General features: G+C 57.8%; 16 protein-coding genes. 6 read left to right on the forward strand and 10 right to left on the reverse strand.

The genetic code is table 11. From position 1 onward, the window contains the following. Window positions 1–11: 11 nt before the first annotated feature. The gene (locus PUP35_RS18230; protein ID WP_003862421.1) at window positions 12–338 is read right to left on the reverse strand and encodes a YggL family protein; all 327 of its coding nucleotides are present in this window, start codon (window positions 336–338) and stop codon (window positions 12–14) included. Next, complete coding sequence (gene trmB, locus PUP35_RS18235) at window positions 338–1,057, reverse strand: tRNA (guanosine(46)-N7)-methyltransferase TrmB (RefSeq protein WP_127732277.1); 720 nt, start codon at window positions 1,055–1,057, stop codon at window positions 338–340. The genes PUP35_RS18230 and trmB overlap by 1 nt, the downstream gene beginning before the upstream one ends. A 144-nt stretch (window positions 1,058–1,201) precedes the next feature. Between trmB and mutY the strand changes: the two genes are divergently transcribed. The 4 genes from mutY to PUP35_RS18255 all read left to right on the forward strand — a co-directional run bounded on the left by mutY (window position 1,202) and on the right by PUP35_RS18255 (window position 5,180). Continuing rightward, window positions 1,202–2,254 carry an A/G-specific adenine glycosylase gene (gene mutY, locus PUP35_RS18240; protein ID WP_181574011.1) on the forward strand — a complete coding sequence of 351 codons (1,053 nt, stop codon included), beginning with the start codon at window positions 1,202–1,204 and terminating at the stop codon, window positions 2,252–2,254. Between the two features lie 26 nt (window positions 2,255–2,280). Further along, window positions 2,281–2,553 (forward strand): oxidative damage protection protein, encoded by a 273-nt coding sequence (locus PUP35_RS18245; RefSeq protein WP_023309138.1) that lies wholly within the window; start codon window positions 2,281–2,283, stop codon window positions 2,551–2,553. Between the two features lie 56 nt (window positions 2,554–2,609). After that, window positions 2,610–3,686 (forward strand): membrane-bound lytic murein transglycosylase MltC, encoded by a 1,077-nt coding sequence (gene mltC / locus PUP35_RS18250; RefSeq protein ID WP_111963230.1) that lies wholly within the window; start codon window positions 2,610–2,612, stop codon window positions 3,684–3,686. A 237-nt stretch (window positions 3,687–3,923) separates the two neighbouring features. Further along, a complete protein-coding gene (locus PUP35_RS18255) occupies window positions 3,924–5,180 on the forward strand; it encodes a nucleoside permease (RefSeq protein WP_115876247.1) in 1,257 nt (418 codons plus the stop codon). Window positions 5,181–5,259: 79 nt separating this feature from the next. On the opposite strand, the gene citG is transcribed toward PUP35_RS18255, so the two are convergent. Genes citG through PUP35_RS18295 form a run of 8 tightly spaced genes read right to left on the reverse strand, consistent with a single transcriptional unit; the run spans window position 5,260 to window position 12,571 of the window. After that, window positions 5,260–6,063 carry a triphosphoribosyl-dephospho-CoA synthase CitG gene (citG, locus tag PUP35_RS18260; protein WP_115876248.1) on the reverse strand — a complete coding sequence of 268 codons (804 nt, stop codon included), beginning with the start codon at window positions 6,061–6,063 and terminating at the stop codon, window positions 5,260–5,262. Next, window positions 6,041–6,580: a citrate lyase holo-[acyl-carrier protein] synthase gene (gene citX, locus PUP35_RS18265; RefSeq protein ID WP_115876249.1), complete on the reverse strand. Its 540-nt coding sequence runs from the start codon at window positions 6,578–6,580 to the stop codon at window positions 6,041–6,043. Before citX ends, citG begins: the two co-directional genes overlap by 23 nt. A gap of 2 nt (window positions 6,581–6,582) precedes the next feature. After that, window positions 6,583–8,100, reverse strand: coding sequence for a citrate lyase subunit alpha (gene citF / locus PUP35_RS18270; RefSeq protein WP_274240795.1), 1,518 nt, complete (start codon window positions 8,098–8,100; stop codon window positions 6,583–6,585). Window positions 8,101–8,110: 10 nt separating this feature from the next. Further along, window positions 8,111–8,986, reverse strand: a complete 876-nt coding sequence (gene citE, locus PUP35_RS18275) for a citrate (pro-3S)-lyase subunit beta (protein ID WP_039269783.1) — start codon at window positions 8,984–8,986, stop codon at window positions 8,111–8,113. Then, on the reverse strand, window positions 8,983–9,276 hold the full coding sequence (citD, locus tag PUP35_RS18280) for a citrate lyase acyl carrier protein (protein ID WP_008499773.1): 294 nt from the start codon (window positions 9,274–9,276) through the stop codon (window positions 8,983–8,985). The genes citE and citD overlap by 4 nt, the downstream gene beginning before the upstream one ends. Before the next feature lie 16 nt (window positions 9,277–9,292). Beyond that, window positions 9,293–10,315, reverse strand: coding sequence for a [citrate (pro-3S)-lyase] ligase (gene citC, locus PUP35_RS18285; protein ID WP_111963236.1), 1,023 nt, complete (start codon window positions 10,313–10,315; stop codon window positions 9,293–9,295). 13 nt (window positions 10,316–10,328) lie between these two features. Beyond that, on the reverse strand, window positions 10,329–11,192 hold the full coding sequence (locus PUP35_RS18290; RefSeq protein ID WP_047173579.1) for a fumarylacetoacetate hydrolase family protein: 864 nt from the start codon (window positions 11,190–11,192) through the stop codon (window positions 10,329–10,331). 17 nt (window positions 11,193–11,209) lie between these two features. Continuing rightward, entirely contained in the window at window positions 11,210–12,571 is a 1,362-nt protein-coding gene (locus PUP35_RS18295; protein ID WP_115876255.1) for a 2-hydroxycarboxylate transporter family protein, read from the reverse strand. 345 nt (window positions 12,572–12,916) lie between these two features. Here PUP35_RS18295 and PUP35_RS18300 point away from each other — a divergent pair, with 345 nt between their 5' ends. Both PUP35_RS18300 and PUP35_RS18305 read left to right on the forward strand, forming a co-directional pair. Beyond that, window positions 12,917–14,542, forward strand: coding sequence for an ATP-binding protein (locus PUP35_RS18300; RefSeq protein ID WP_164850639.1), 1,626 nt, complete (start codon window positions 12,917–12,919; stop codon window positions 14,540–14,542). Continuing rightward, on the forward strand, window positions 14,532–15,224 hold the full coding sequence (locus PUP35_RS18305) for a response regulator (RefSeq protein ID WP_115876257.1): 693 nt from the start codon (window positions 14,532–14,534) through the stop codon (window positions 15,222–15,224). The genes PUP35_RS18300 and PUP35_RS18305 overlap by 11 nt, the downstream gene beginning before the upstream one ends. The last annotated feature ends 23 nt before the right edge of the window (window positions 15,225–15,247 follow it).

Below are 15,247 nucleotides of genomic sequence, written 5' to 3' on the forward strand. Positions count from 1 at the left end.
TTACTGCTTAATTAGTCCCACCAAACGTCGAAAAGTTCGCTGACGCGGACATCTTCGAGCTTGTGGTCTTCAAGCCACTTACGTACCAGAGCCTGATGTTCTTCGGTGCATTTACCCACTTCCTGAGTGCAGATCAGACCTTCCCAGGCCAGATAGCCGCTACCGTCGAAGGCCAGCTTGTTTGGCTCGATCACCTCGTTGATGAACGCATCCACGTCCTGATCGATCTGCTCAACGCTGGTGCCTTCCGGGAAACGCCACGCAACGGAGAAGCCCACTTCCTGGAATTCTTCGATGTGCATCTTTTTACGCAGACGACGGCTACGATTCTTTGCCATTATTTCACCCTCTCGAACATTAAGTCCCATACACCGTGACCAAGACGATGGCCACGCTGTTCAAATTTCGTTACCGGACGCGATTCCGGACGCGGTACATAGTCGTTGCTCGCAGACTGGTTTTTATAGCCGTCCAGCGACGACATCACTTCCAGCATATGTTCCGCATACGGTTCCCAGTCGGTCGCCATATGGAAGACACCGCCCAGCTTCAGCTTGCTTTTTACCAGCTCGGCAAACGGCGCCTGAACGATACGGCGTTTATTATGACGCGCTTTGTGCCACGGGTCAGGGAAAAAGAGCTGAACCATGGTTAAAGAATTGTCAGGAATCATTTTGTGCAGCACTTCCACCGCGTCGTGACACATCACGCGCAGGTTCTCAACGCCCTCTTCGTGGGCCGTTGCCAGACACGCGCCCACGCCCGGCGAATGCACTTCGATACCGAGGAAGTTCTGCTCCGGGCGCGCTTTCGCCATGGTCACCAGCGAGGCGCCCATACCGAAGCCAATTTCCAGCGTGACCGACGCGTCGCGGCCAAACAGCTCGGCAAAATCCAGAGGCTGCTCGCTGAACTCAACGCCCATCACCGGCCAGTAGTTGTCCAGCGCGTGTTGCTGACCTTTTGTCAGGCGGCCCTGACGACGGACAAAGCTGCGAATACGGCGCAGCGGGCGACCGTTTTCATCAAATTCCGGTGAAATGACGTCGTTTTTCATAAAAGAGTTGTCTGCTTGTGAGAATGTTCGGGAAACGGGCATTATCCAAAGTTAAGGCTTCTATGCAAGCATGGGAAAGATCCGGTTTACAGCAGATTGACGCTGTGCTGCAATCTGCGTCCCTGATTATGCGAATCGATGACCATGCAAGCCTCTCAATTTTCAGCCCAGGTGCTGGACTGGTACGACAAATACGGGCGTAAAACCCTGCCCTGGCAAATTGAAAAAACGCCTTACAAAGTATGGCTCTCCGAGGTGATGTTGCAACAAACGCAGGTCGCCACGGTGATCCCTTACTTCGAGCGTTTTATGGCGCGCTTCCCGACGGTGACCGATCTGGCCAACGCGCCGCTGGACGAGGTCCTGCACCTGTGGACCGGTCTTGGCTATTACGCCCGCGCGCGTAACCTTCACAAGGCCGCACAGCAGGTCGCCACGCGCCACAGCGGGAAGTTCCCGGAAACCTTCGATGAGGTGGCCGATCTCCCCGGCGTTGGACGCTCAACCGCAGGCGCTATTCTCTCCCTGTCTTTAGGCAAGCATTTCCCTATCCTCGACGGCAACGTGAAGCGCGTGCTGGCGCGCTGCTATGCCGTCGACGGCTGGCCGGGGAAGAAGGACGTTGAAAAACGTCTTTGGGAAATAAGTGAGGCGGTTACTCCGGCTAACGGCGTCGAGCGTTTCAACCAGGCGATGATGGATCTCGGCGCCATGGTCTGCACGCGCTCAAAACCAAAATGCGAACTCTGCCCGGTGAATAATCTCTGCGTGGCGTATGCCAACCATTCATGGGCGCAGTATCCGGGTAAGAAACCCAAGCAGACGCTGCCGGAGCGCACCGGCTATATGCTGCTGATGCAGCACGGTGACGAGGTCTTCCTCGCCCAGCGTCCGCCGAGCGGTCTGTGGGGTGGTCTATACTGCTTCCCACAGTTTGAAGATGAAGACTTGCTGCGTGAATGGCTTAAAAAGCGCGGGATTGCTGCCGATAACCTGACGCAGCTGACCGCGTTTCGCCACACCTTCAGCCATTTCCATCTGGATATTGTGCCGATGTGGCTTCCCGTGTCCTCCTTCGCCTCGTGCATGGATGAAGGCACCGCTCTCTGGTATAACTTAGCGCAACCGCCATCAGTCGGACTGGCGGCTCCCGTGGAGCGCCTGTTACAGCAATTACGTGCCGGTGCAATGGTTTAGCATCGACAAGAAAAAGAGGAATAAGTATGGCCAGAACGATTTTTTGTACTTTCCTGCAGCGTGACGCTGAAGGCCAGGATTTCCAGCTTTATCCGGGCGATCTGGGTAAACGCATCTACAATGAAATCTCCAAAGAAGCCTGGGGACAGTGGCAGAAAAAGCAGACCATGCTGATCAACGAGAAGAAACTCAGCATGATGAACCCGGAACACCGCAAGCTGCTTGAGCAGGAGATGGTGAGCTTCCTGTTCGAAGGAAAAGACGTGCACATCGAAGGCTATACGCCACCGGAAAAATAACAGCGTGCGGGGGAAACCCCGCCGTTAAAGCAAACACAACACGCACTCCCGGAATGATGAAAAAACTTTTAGCGCTAGCCCTTGTTGCGCCGTTGCTTGTCTCATGTTCGTCAAAAAAAGGCGAAGATTACAACGAAGCCTGGATCAAGGACACCAACGGTTTTGACATTTTGATGGGGCAGTTTGCCCACAACATCGAGAACATATGGGGATTTAACGAAGTTCTTATTGCCGGACCTAAGGACTACGTTAAGTACACCGACGCCTATTTGACCCGTAGCCACATCAACTTTGATGAAGGGACGATCACGATTGAGACCATCGCAGGCACGGACCCTGCGGCACGACTGCGTCAGGCGATAATCAAAACCCTGCTGATGGGTGACGATCCTGGCTCTATCGATCTCTACTCCGATGCCGACGATATTACCATCTCGAAAGAGCCGTTCCTGTACGGCCAGGTCGTCGATCAGACCGGTCAGCCGATCCGCTGGGAAGGCCGCGCCACGAAATTTGCCGACTACCTGCTGCAGACGCGCCTGAAGAGCCGCTCTAACGGTCTGAAGATCATCTATAGCGTCACCATCAACCTCGTCCCGAACCACCTCGACAAGCGTGCGCATAAGTATCTGGGCATGGTGCGTCAGGCCTCGCGTAAATACGGCGTGGATGAGTCGCTGATCCTGGCGATTATGCAGACCGAATCCTCGTTTAACCCGTATGCGGTAAGCCGTTCCGATGCCCTGGGGCTGATGCAGGTTGTGCAGCACAGCGCCGGTAAAGACGTCTTCCGCGCGCAGGGTAAATCCGGCACGCCGAGCCGCAGCTATCTGTTCGACCCGCAGAGCAACATTGATACCGGCACGGCCTATCTGGCGATGCTGAACAATGTCTACCTCGGCGGCATAGACAACCCGACGTCGCGCCGCTATGCGGTGATCACCGCCTATAACGGCGGCGCGGGCAGCGTGCTGCGCGTCTTCTCAAATGACAAAGTGCAGGCCGCGAACATCATCAACAGCATGGCGCCGGGGGATGTCTACTCTACCCTCACCACCCGCCACCCGTCTGCGGAATCCCGTCGCTATCTGTATAAGGTGAATACGGCGCAGAAGAACTACCGTCGTCGCTAAAAAACGGCCACTCACCCTGCCCTCTCCCCTTTGGGGTGAGGGCATCAGGCCGCCCCCATCACCCACCCATACGAAAATGTTATTTGCATCACAATCCAAACTGCAAATTAATGTGGATTGCATTTTTTTGCGGGAGGTAACAAAACATATCGTTGCCAACTGATAGAATTGCATCAAATAACAACCCTGAATGTTCCCAAAACAACATATCTCCCGCTCACTTGTGAGGAAAGTAACATGAACCTTAAGCTGCAGCTTAAAATATTGTCGTTTCTGCAGTTCTGCCTGTGGGGTAGCTGGCTGACTACACTCGGCTCCTATATGTTTGTGACGCTCAAGTTCGATGGTGCGTCAATCGGTGCCGTCTACAGCTCGCTCGGTATTGCGGCTGTCTTCATGCCAACGCTGCTGGGCATCGTGGCGGATAAATGGCTAAGCGCCAAATGGCTGTACATGCTTTGCCATCTGGTGGGTGCGGGGACGCTGTTTATGGCAGCCCAGGTGACCACGCCGGGGGCGATGTTCATGGTGATCCTGCTTAACTCGCTGGCCTATATGCCAACGCTTGGGCTGATCAACACCATCTCCTACTACCGCCTGAAGTCTGCGGATATGGATATCGTGACCGATTTCCCGCCAATCCGTATCTGGGGCACCATCGGCTTTATCATGGCGATGTGGGGCGTGAGCTTCGCGGGCTTCGAACTGAGCCATATGCAGCTCTATATCGGTGCGGCGCTCTCCGTGGTGCTGGCGATCTTCACCCTGACGCTGCCGACCATTCCGGTTTCTAACCAGCAGAAAAACCAGAGCTGGAGCACCATGCTCGGCCTGGACGCCTTCGCGCTGTTCAAAAACAAACGCATGGCGATCTTCTTTATCTTCTCCATGCTGCTGGGCGCAGAGCTGCAGATCACCAACATGTTCGGCAACACCTTCCTGCACAGCTTCGATAACAACCCGCTGTTCTCCGGCAGCTTTATCGTTGAACATGCGTCGGTCATGATGTCCATCTCTCAGATCTCTGAGACGCTGTTCATCCTGACCATCCCGTTCTTCCTGAGCCGCTACGGCATCAAGAACGTCATGCTGATCAGTATCGCGGCGTGGATGTTGCGCTTCGGCCTGTTCGCCTACGGCGATCCAAGCCCGTTCGGCACCGTGCTGCTGGTGCTGTCGATGATTGTTTACGGCTGCGCCTTCGACTTCTTCAACATCTCCGGTTCGGTGTTTGTGGAAAAAGAAGTGAAGCCTGAAATCCGCGCCAGCGCGCAGGGTATGTTCCTGATGATGACCAATGGCTTCGGCTGTATTCTGGGCGGCGTGGTGAGCGGTAAAGTGGTTGAGATGTACACCACTAACGGCATCACCAACTGGCAGCCGGTGTGGCTGATCTTCGCGGCGTACTCGCTGGTGCTGTTCTTCGCGTTCATCGCGCTGTTCAAGTACAAGCACGTGCGCGAGCCGCACGGTGCGCAGCCGATCGCGCATTGATTGTTGTGCCCGGTGGCGCTGCGCTTGCCGGGCCTACAAAACAAGACCGTAGGCCGGGTAAGGCGAAGCCGCCACCCGGCTATTTTATTCCAGACAGCACCCAACCCACCGACAGCAAATCCGCGCTACCGCCCGGGCTCAGGTTCCGTTCAATCAGTGCGTTATCCATCTTAAACAACGCCTCGCTGTCCCAGCCAGTGGCCAGTAATTCCCGCGCATAGCCCTGAACGTAGCGCAGCCCTTCCATGCCGCCGCGTGAAACCAGATTACTGTCCTGATTAACCGCCATCAGGCGTAACAGCAGGCCGTGAAGTGAATGTCCGTTCCACTGCGCCAGCGCCTTACGGACCGTCGCAAAGCCGCTCTCAGCCTCGCCGCGCGCCCCGGTTAATCCGTACTGCTGAAATTGCCGCTCGCCCGCCGTCGCCTGCCCGCTGCGTGCGGCCAGCTCCCGCGACACCAGCCCGCGGCAGATGTTACTCACCTCACAGCAGAGGCTATCTGCGGAGATCTTTTTCACACGACCGGCGGCGAAGCACAGTAAACCCAGGGCAAAAATCCCGCCCTTGTGGGTATTCACTCCGTTCGTCGCGGCGTACATCGCCTGCTCGCAGGCCATCCCCATCGGGCGGAGAAGCCTTAGCTGTTCGCCAGCGGGTTTATCCGCATGCGCGCTGCCCAACTCGGCAAAGCGCGTAAACCACGGCGTAATCGCCATAATGCTGCGAACGAACAGCGCATGGTCCATATCGCGATGGGAACCGTTATTGAGCTTGTCCACCAGCCCCGGCTTGGGCGTCAGCTCCAGCTCCTGCCACAGCGCCGCTTCGGCAAGCGCAGGCACGTCAACCGGGCGCGGTTTAGTCGCGAGCAAACCAGTCATCGATCATTTTCTCCACGCGGGAAACCACCTGCTCCACAGGATGAGCGCGCGAACGGGAACAGGCATGAGCGGGCTCGTCGCAGATCAGACAACGCCTTAGATTTGCGCCCAGCGACTGACGCCCGACGTGGCCGTGCTTAGGGCAGATCACGTCCAGATCCCACAGCCTGCCGAGCGGGTGCATCTGCTCCAGATCCGCACAGTGCGCTTTGATTTCCGCCGCCGGATGGGCCACGCACCACAGGGCTTCTGGCCCGGTCGGGAGCCATAGAACCTGGCGGTCCAGCACCTGCCAGCGTTTTTCCCACAGCAGCTGGTCGCACATCTGCAGCGCCACGCCCATGGTATTGCGATAGCGCAGGCTGTCCTTGATTTCCCCTGGCGTGACCAGCGTGAGGGAAATCACCGGTTGTTGATAGTGCTCGAGCATGTCAGCCTGGCGCGCTGCGCGGCGCTCTTTCGCCGCCAGCAGTTCGTCCAGGCTGACACCCGTCCGCACGGGTGTCGCTGAAATCATACTTACTCCTTCACCTGTCGCACGGTGTCGATCACGCTGCCGTCGCGGTAGCGGATCACCCCGACGATTTTGTCGGTAAACTCTATCGGTTTAGGGACGCCGGTCAGGGAGATCGCCCGCTCGTACAGCGCGTTGATATCCACAACCTTCAGCCCGGCTTCCAGCAGCCGCTCGCGGATTTCCGGACGCGCCGGGTTAACCGCGATGCCGTGGTCGGTGACCAGCACGTCGATGCTTTCGCCCGGCGTGAGGCGCGTGGTAACCCGCTTCACGACCGTGGGAATGCGGCTGCGCAGCAGCGGTGCGACGACGATGGTCAGATTCGCCGCGGCGGCCACGTCGCAGTGCCCGCCGGACGCGCCTCGCATCACCCCGTCGGAGCCGGTGATGACGTTGACGTTGAAATCAACGTCGATTTCAAGCGCGCTGAGGATCACCACGTCGAGCTGGTCGCAGCTTGCCGCCTTGCTGCCGGGGTTGGCGTAGACGTTGGTGGAGATCTCCACGTGGTTCGGGTTGCGCGCCAGCGAAGCCGCCGCCTGGCCGTCAAAGCACTGGGTATCGAGTAGCTTTTCGATCAGCCCCTTCTCGTGCAGGTCCACCAGGCTCCCGGTGATGCCGCCGAGCGCAAAGCGTGCCTTCACGCCGCTGCGCTCCATCTTCTCTTCCATAAAGCGGGTGCAGGCCGTGGCCGCCGCGCCGGAGCCGGTCTGCATCGAGAAGCCCGGTTTGAAATAGCCGGAATGCTCGATCACGTCCGCCGCATAGCGGGCGATCATCAGCTCGCGCGGGTTGCTGGTGACGCGCGCCGCGCCGACGCTGATTTTCGCCGGGTCGCCTACGCTTTCAACCTGCACGATGTAGTCCACCTGGTCCTGCACCAGGCTGGCGGGCATATTGGGGAACGGCACCAGCTCTTCCGTCAGCAGCACCACCTTGCGGGCAAAGTGCGCGTCCACCATGGCGTAGCCCAGCGAGCCGCAGCACGATTTTCCGTGCGTCCCGTTGGCGTTGCCAAACTCATCGCTGCACGGCACGCCGAGAAACGCCACGTCGATATTCAGCTCGCCGTCCTGGAGCAGCTTCACGCGACCGCCGTGGGAGTGGATTTGCACCGGCTCGTCCATCAGGCCGTGGGAGATGGCATCTGCCAGCCTGCCGCGCATGCCCGAGGTGTAAATCCGGGTGATGACGCCGCTTTCGATATGCTCGATCAGCGCGTCGTTGCAGGTCATCAGCGAGCTGGAGGCCAGGGTCAGGTTTTTGAAGCCCATGCGCGCCAGCAGCGCCACAACGGTGTTGATCACCCGATCGCCTTCGCGAAACGCGTGGTGGAAGGAGATGGTCATGCCGTCCTGCAGGCCGCAGCGCTTAACCGCCTCTTCAACAGAGGCGCACAGCTTGCGGCTGTGTTTCGCGTCGCTGTCCGCCAGCCACGGCGTGGCGCTGTGGGCGGTATCAAACGGTTTTAGGTCCCGCAGATGGGGAAAATTCACGTGAAGAAGTTCTGTCTGATTCATTATTTCATCCTTACCGACGCACGCCGGAGGCCGCCGCGCGCTCCAGCACCACCTGCGCGTGGTTAATAATCGGTGCATCCACCATTTTGCCGTTAAGCGACACCACGCCCAGGCCGTTACGCTCGCCCTCTTCTGCAGCCTCAATCACCCTTCTGGCGTGATCCACCTCTTCCTGAGTCGGGGCGTAGGCGTTGTGCAGCAGGTCAATCTGGCGCGGGTTGATCAGCGATTTGCCGTTAAAGCCCATCTTGCGGATCAAATCGACCTCGCGCAGGAACCCGGCCTCGTCGTTAACGTCTGACCACACCACGTCGAAGGCGTCGATACCCGCCGCGCGGGCGGCGTGCAGCACGGCGCAGCGGGCGTAGAACAGCTCGGTGCCGTCGCCGCGCTCGGTCTGCATGTCCATCACGTAGTCAAAGGCGGCCAGCGCAATGCCGATGAGGCGCGGAGAGCTGCGGGCAATCGCCACGGCGTTGATGACGCCAATGGCCGACTCAATCGCCGCCATTACGCGGGTGGAGCCGACCTCGCGGCCACACTCCTGCTCGATGCGCTCAAGGTGGCCTTCCAGCTCGTAGATGTCGTCCGGCGTGTCGGTTTTCGGCAGGCGGATCACGTCCACGCCTGCCCGCACGGCGGCTTCCAGATCCAGCAGGCCAAACGGCGTGCTGAGCGGGTTAATGCGCACCACGGTTTCGATATCCTGATACATCGGATGCTGCAGGGCATGGAACACCAGCATGCGCGCGGTATCCTTCTCGCGCAGGGCAACGGCGTCCTCAAGATCAAACATGATGGAGTCGGGACGGTAGATAAAGGCGGTGGAGAGCATGGCGGCGTTGGCGCCCGGCAGGAACAGCATACTGCGGCGGAGTTTGCTCATTTCAGCGCCCCCCAGTTGATGGCCTGTTCATCGGCGGCACGCATCAGCGCGCTTTGCAGGCGGGCGCGGATGACACAGTCCAGCGCCCCTTTGTCTTCAATAATAATTAATCCCTGGTGCACGTTCATGGCGCGCAACGTGTCGTTGACCACCTGGCGAATTTGCTCGCCAAACTGCTTAATCACTTCACTGTGGATGACTATCTCCAGCTCGCCGTGAGCGGGAGCGATTTTCACCATCAGGTCGCTGGACTCCTGCGTTCCGGCCAGCGCCTCCCTTACAATTTTCATGATAAATTCCTGGTAGTTAAGCGACTTCCGCACTCGCACGGTAATGCGTTTCGAGATGCGCGAAGGTGGAGTCCGGGACAATCTCCCGGATCCGGGAAAACTGCTGTGTCTTCAGTAAGCGGCGCACTTCGGACGCCGATATGGCGTTACCGGTGGCCTTGATGCGCGGCATTTCCACCACCTCAATATGTGAGGCCAGCAGGTCGTGCAGCGTCTGGTTGTACTGGCGGGTAATGTCGCAGAACGGCTCCGAGCCGATGAAGCGGTGCGTGATGCCCAGCGCCGGGGCGATAAAGTCCCGAAAGATCAGCACGTCGATCTCGCTCCACGCCTGCTGCACTTTGCCGGTCTCCTTAAGGAAGTAGGCCGGAAAGGTGGCGCGAGAGATGATGTACTGCGAGCCTTCATGCACCACGACGTTCGGCAGATGCGCCACCCCCGCGCGCACCATCTCCAGACGGGCACTGAACGGAAAGAACGAGGCGTCTTCACGCACCACGAACAGATGCAGAGCATCGCACCGCTGCACCGCCTGCTCCACCAGATGGCGGTGGCCGAGGGTGAACGGATTGGCGTTCATCACAATGGCGCCAATATTCTCCCCGCACTTGCGCTTCGCGCGCAGGGAACGGCAGTAGCGCTCGATCCCCTGCGGGGTGTTCTCCATCAGCACCGCGTTGTTCCCGCTCTGGGCAATCGGCCAGAAGCCGCTGCGGGCAAAGCGCTCCCGGTTGCACGGACGGGTGCAGAGGAAGAGGTGAAAATGGCCGCACTCCAGCGCCGCATTTTCCACCTCTGCCAGCAGCCGCGCGCTGAGGTTCTCGCCGCGAAGCTGCTCGTTGACCGCCACGCATTTGATGACGTTGGCAGCAAGCCCAGCGCAACCCACCAGCTGCGAGCCGGACCAGGCTTCGACGAACAGCGTGATGTCGTTGTCCAGGCCAAGGCCGCTGTCTGCCAGCAGGTAGCGGATCTGGCTTAAGCGTTCCGGGTGTTTCGCCACGAGGGTGTGGCGAAAATCGATGGGTTGCGATTGCATGCTGCCGCCTTACTTAATGTGCTGCCGCAAGCCCGACGGCTGGCGCTTCCACGATCACGTTGCTGAGATGACCGATATGCTCGATCTCCACCTCAATGCGATCGCCCTCTTTCATAAACAGCGGGGGATTGCGCTTTTTACCCACCCCGCCCGGAGATCCGGTGATGATCACATCGCCAGGACTTAAGCGGGTGAAGGTGCTGATGTACTCGATCAGCTCCGCAACCTTGTGGATCATGCTGCTGGTGTTGTCTTCCTGCACCATGCGGCCGTTCAGCCAGGTGCGGATTGCAAGCCTGTGCGGATCGGGGATCTCATCTGCCGTCGCCATCCACGGGCCAAACGCGCCGGTTTTGCGCCAGTTTTTACCGGCGGTAAACCAGGTGTGCTGCCAGTCGCGGGCGGAGCCGTCCATGTAGCAGCTGTAGCCCGCAACGTGACGCAGGGCGTCGTCACGGCTGATGTTTTCCCCACCTTTACCGATGATCACCGCCAGCTCTCCTTCGTAGTCGAATTCGCTGGAGTGGCGCGGCTTCAGCACCGGTTCGTTGTGACCGGTCTGTGAATCCGGGAAGCGGACAAACAGCGTTGGGGCCGGGTTGTGCTGGTCAAACTCCTTGCGCTTGTCGGCGTAGTTCATGCCCACGCAGAGGATTTTTTCCGGCTGCTCAATCACCGGTAAGAAGGTGATGGCGCTCATCGGCACGTCCACGGCATCGTTCAGGTAGCGGGTGGCCTGTGCCAGCCCGTTGCCCTGCAGCAGCGCTTTAAGGTCGCTGTAGCGGTCGCCAAGACGGCGGCCTAAATCAATCACGCCGTCGGCCTGGACGATGCCGTAGCTGCGTTTTCCCTGGTATAAAAAGCTTGCGAGTTTCATTGTTCTTTCCTGAAAACTTAAACGAGGAAGTTGCCCAGAATCAGCAGTGAGACAGAGACGTTAATCGCCCCGCCGATACGGGTAGCAATCTGGGCGAATGGCATCAGGCTCATGCGGTTGCCTGCGGTCAGGATCGCCACGTCGCCGGTACCGCCCTGACCGCTCTGGCAGCAGGAGACGATGGCGACATCAATCGGGTGCATACCAATCTTTTTGCCGACGAAGAACCCGGTCGCCACGAGCGCGGAGACGGTGCTGATAATCACCAGCAGGTTGGTCAGCGTGAAGGCGGCCACCAGTTCATGCCACGGGGTGATAGCCACGCCAACGGCAAAGAGAATCGGATAGGTCACAGAGGTCTGGAAGAATTTGTACACCACCTGAGAGCCTTCCAGCAGGCGTGGAGAGGCACCGTTACAGAGCTTCACCAGAACCGCCATAAACAGCATGCCGACCGGAGCAGGCAGGCCAATCAGCTTGTGGCCGAGCATGCCCAGCATGTAGAGCAGCACCGCCAGCAGCGCGCCGGAGGCGATAGTGGTCACGTCCGCCTTGCCGGAGAATGCAGGCTGAGAGACGGTGGCATCGGCATTGGCGCGGTTAGGCATCAGCTGGCCTTCACCGGTCAGGTGCGGGTAGCGTTTACCGAGCTGGTTCAGGCAGCCGGAGATGATGATTGCCGTCAGCCCGCCGAGCATGACCATCGGCAGTACGCGGCCGAGCGCCACGCCCTGATCCATATGCAGCAGGGTGGCATAGCCGATGGAGAGCGGGATTGCACCTTCGCCCACGCCGCCCGCCATAATCGGCAGAATGATAAAGAAGAAGATCTGGAACGGCTCAAGACCCAGCGCCAGGCCGACGCCCATCCCTACCAGCATGCCGACGATTTCGCCGCACAGCATCGGGAAGAAAATGCGCAAGAAGCCCTGGATCAGCACCGTGCGGTTCATGCTCATGATGCTGCCGACGATAATGCAGCAGATATAGAGGTAGAGGATGTTGGTGGATTTGTAGAACTTGGTTGTGGACTCGACCACCACGTCCGGCAGCAGGCCGTAATAGACCAGCGCGGAAGGGATAAAGGTGGCGCAAATCGCCGCCGCGCCGAGCTTGCCGACAATCGGCAGGCGTTTGCCAAACTCGCCGCAGGCAAAGCCGAAGAAGGCCAGCGTGGCCACCATGACCACGATATCGCTCGGCAGTTTTCCGCCCAGGCAATCAATGGCAATCAGCGCGCCCGCCAGAACGAACAGCGGCAGAGGAATAATCCCGATTTTCCAGGTATCCATAATATGCCACCAGCGCTCTTTGAGCGAAGGTCGCTGAATTTCAATCGGGTCGTGGGTAACAGAGAAAGAATCGTCAGTTGTGCTCATAATAAGCCCCTTGGTTATTTTGTGCGTTCAGCTTAGAGTCACAAAGGCTTACTTTATGTGAGGGATGGCATATTAAAAGCGAAGTTTTAATGGCAGCTATGGTTTTAATGGTTTCTTTTATTTAATGTGATTTATACCTTATTTATTGCCGTGGTTTTTATGGTTTCTTTTCTAAATTGAACAAACAAATAACATTTGTTCATGCAGCCCAAAGCACGTTAGCCTTTTGGATAACGCTTTTACAGCGCCCGCTGTGCAAGGGATCACAAGTTTTCGGCAAAGCGGGCGTACGCGCAAAAAAAGATGATATATTGGCGATCTTTGTCGCTACCTTACGTGATAGTTATGAAAGTCTCTTTCCAGATCAAGCTGTTTATTTCGCTGGTTGCCTTTTTCTCAGTGCTTTTTGCGTTACTGGGCGGATATTATTATGCCGACGTAGGGAAACAGCTTTATCAGGAAATGAGTACGCGAGCCAAAATACAGGCTGAAGAGATTGCACTTATTCCGACATTGCGTAATGAAGTTGAACAAAAGAATATCAACGCCATCCATGATTTTATGCAGAAGATTTCTGCGCACAGCGACGCCAGCTTTATTGTGATTGGTGATAATAAAGGCCAGCATCTTTTTCACTCCGTCTTTGCCGACAGAGTGGGCACCACGCTGGTAGGCGGTGACAACGAAGCCGTATTGCAGGGTAAAAGCATCACCACCATCCGCAAAGGCGGGCTGGGCATTTCGCTGCGCAGTAAAGCCCCCATCTTCAACGCTGCAGGACAGGTGGTCGGCATCGTTTCGGTCGGCTATCTCACCAGCTACCTGGACACCATTACCGTCAGTAAGGTGGTCAACATTCTGATTGCCGCCGTGCTGCTGCTGATTGCTCTCTTTATCTTCTCCTGGTTCTTTACCCGCAGTATTAAGAAGCAGATCTTCTCCCTTGAGCCGCGCGAGATCGGCCTGCTGGTGCGTCAGCAGAAGGCCATGATGGAGTCTATTTATGAAGGGGTGATTGCCATTGACGATCAAAGGCGGATTGAAGTCATCAACCAGGCGGCGCGCAAGCTGCTGGGCCTGAGCCAGCCGGCCCGTGAACTGCGCGGACAGCTGATAAGCCAGGTGATCGATCCGGTCCCGTTCTTCGACACGCAGACGATGCTGGCGAAAGATACCCATGACGAGATTTGCCGTTTTAACGATCTCACGGTGATTGCCAGCCGGGTACACATCATGCTTGAGGGGTCGCTGCAGGGCTGGGTGATCACCTTCCGCGATCGCAACGAGATCGACTCGCTGAGCGCCCAGCTCAGCCAGGTCAAACGCTATGTCGATAACCTCCGCATTATGCGCCACGAGCAGTTAAACCGGATGACCACCCTCTCCGGCCTGCTGCATATGGGCCGCTATGAGGAGGCGATTGGCTACATTCAGGCGCAGTCTGAACACGCCCAGGAGCTGCTGGACTTTATCTCTTCGCGCTTCAGCTCACCGACCCTGTGCGGTCTGCTGCTGGGGAAAGCCGCCCGCGCGCGGGAGAAAGGCGTTGAATTGTGCTTCGATCCGGCCTGTCGGCTGGATAAATCATTCCTCCCCCTCGGGGAGCAGGAACTGATTTCAATTATTGGCAACCTGCTGGATAACGCCATCGAAGCGACGCAGCGGTCGCCGCTTCCCCACGCGCCGGTGGAGGTGCTGATAAAGCTCAGCGAACAGGAGCTGATTATTGAAGTCGCCGACCAGGGCGTTGGCATTACACCGGAGATCCGTGAGCGGATCTTTGAACGCGGCATCACCACCAAGACGCGCGGCGATCATGGGATTGGTCTGTATCTGATCGAAAGCTATGTCACACAGGCTGGCGGCGCAATAGAAGTTGCCGATAATACCCCGCGCGGCGCCATTTTCTCCCTGTTTATCCCGGCCACGGGAACCGCCCGGCAACTGGAAGACACCGACTATGCAACATGAACTTATCGACGTACTGATTGTTGAAGACGAGAACGAACTGGCGCAACTGCACGCGGAGCTGATAGGCAAACATCCGCGTCTGAGGCTGGTGGGCATTGCCTCGTCGCTGGCTGCGGCCCAGGCAGAGCTTGCAAATAAACAGCCGCAGCTGGTGCTGCTGGATAACTACCTGCCGGACGGCAAAGGGATCTCGCTTATCAATAACCCCATGCTGGCCCGCGCCAACTGCTCGGTGATTTTTATTACTGCCGCCAGCGATATGGACACCTGCAGCCAGGCCATCCGCAACGGCGCGTTCGACTACATCCTCAAACCCGTCTCCTGGAAGCGGCTCAGCCAGTCGCTGGAGCGGTTTGTACAGTTTGCCGAACAGCAGCGGGTCTGGAAGATTGTCGACCAGCAAAACGTCGATTCGCTGTATCAGCTGCAGGCGAAAAACTACCGCCTGGACAACGGCAGCAAAGGCATTGAGGAAAATACGCTGGCGCGGGTGCAGTCGCTGTTTAACGACAAGGCAACGCACTGCTTTACCGTGGATGAGGTGGTGAGCGAGACGGGGTTGAGTAAAACCACCACCCGTCGCTATCTGGAACACTGCGTCGAGGCGGGTTTTCTGACGGTGGAGATGCTGTACGGTAAGATTGGGCATCCGAGGAGAATGTACAAGCGTAGTGCGGTTTGATGAGACGTTCCCTCTCCCTGGGG

Source organism: Enterobacter sp. S-33 (assembly GCF_028735835.1).
Lineage (GTDB): Bacteria > Pseudomonadota > Gammaproteobacteria > Enterobacterales > Enterobacteriaceae > Enterobacter > Enterobacter vonholyi.

Bases quoted from the DNA above. Each gene is read 5' to 3' on its own strand.
- citX (WP_115876249.1), bottom strand. From the start codon at position 6,580: ATGATTTCAGCGACACCCGTGCGGACGGGTGTCAGCCTGGACGAACTG.
- PUP35_RS18300 (WP_164850639.1), top strand. From the start codon at position 12,917: ATGAAAGTCTCTTTCCAGATCAAGCTGTTTATTTCGCTGGTTGCCTTT.
- PUP35_RS18245 (WP_023309138.1), top strand. From the start codon at position 2,281: ATGGCCAGAACGATTTTTTGTACTTTCCTGCAGCGTGACGCTGAAGGC.
- mltC (WP_111963230.1), top strand. From the start codon at position 2,610: ATGAAAAAACTTTTAGCGCTAGCCCTTGTTGCGCCGTTGCTTGTCTCA.
- citF (WP_274240795.1), bottom strand. From the start codon at position 8,100: ATGAATCAGACAGAACTTCTTCACGTGAATTTTCCCCATCTGCGGGAC.
- PUP35_RS18230 (WP_003862421.1), bottom strand. From the start codon at position 338: ATGGCAAAGAATCGTAGCCGTCGTCTGCGTAAAAAGATGCACATCGAA.
- PUP35_RS18290 (WP_047173579.1), bottom strand. From the start codon at position 11,192: ATGAAACTCGCAAGCTTTTTATACCAGGGAAAACGCAGCTACGGCATC.
- citC (WP_111963236.1), bottom strand. From the start codon at position 10,315: ATGCAATCGCAACCCATCGATTTTCGCCACACCCTCGTGGCGAAACAC.
- citG (WP_115876248.1), bottom strand. From the start codon at position 6,063: ATGACTGGTTTGCTCGCGACTAAACCGCGCCCGGTTGACGTGCCTGCG.
- citD (WP_008499773.1), bottom strand. From the start codon at position 9,276: ATGAAAATTGTAAGGGAGGCGCTGGCCGGAACGCAGGAGTCCAGCGAC.
- PUP35_RS18255 (WP_115876247.1), top strand. From the start codon at position 3,924: ATGAACCTTAAGCTGCAGCTTAAAATATTGTCGTTTCTGCAGTTCTGC.
- citE (WP_039269783.1), bottom strand. From the start codon at position 8,986: ATGAGCAAACTCCGCCGCAGTATGCTGTTCCTGCCGGGCGCCAACGCC.
- trmB (WP_127732277.1), bottom strand. From the start codon at position 1,057: ATGAAAAACGACGTCATTTCACCGGAATTTGATGAAAACGGTCGCCCG.
- PUP35_RS18295 (WP_115876255.1), bottom strand. From the start codon at position 12,571: ATGAGCACAACTGACGATTCTTTCTCTGTTACCCACGACCCGATTGAA.
- mutY (WP_181574011.1), top strand. From the start codon at position 1,202: ATGCAAGCCTCTCAATTTTCAGCCCAGGTGCTGGACTGGTACGACAAA.
- PUP35_RS18305 (WP_115876257.1), top strand. From the start codon at position 14,532: ATGCAACATGAACTTATCGACGTACTGATTGTTGAAGACGAGAACGAA.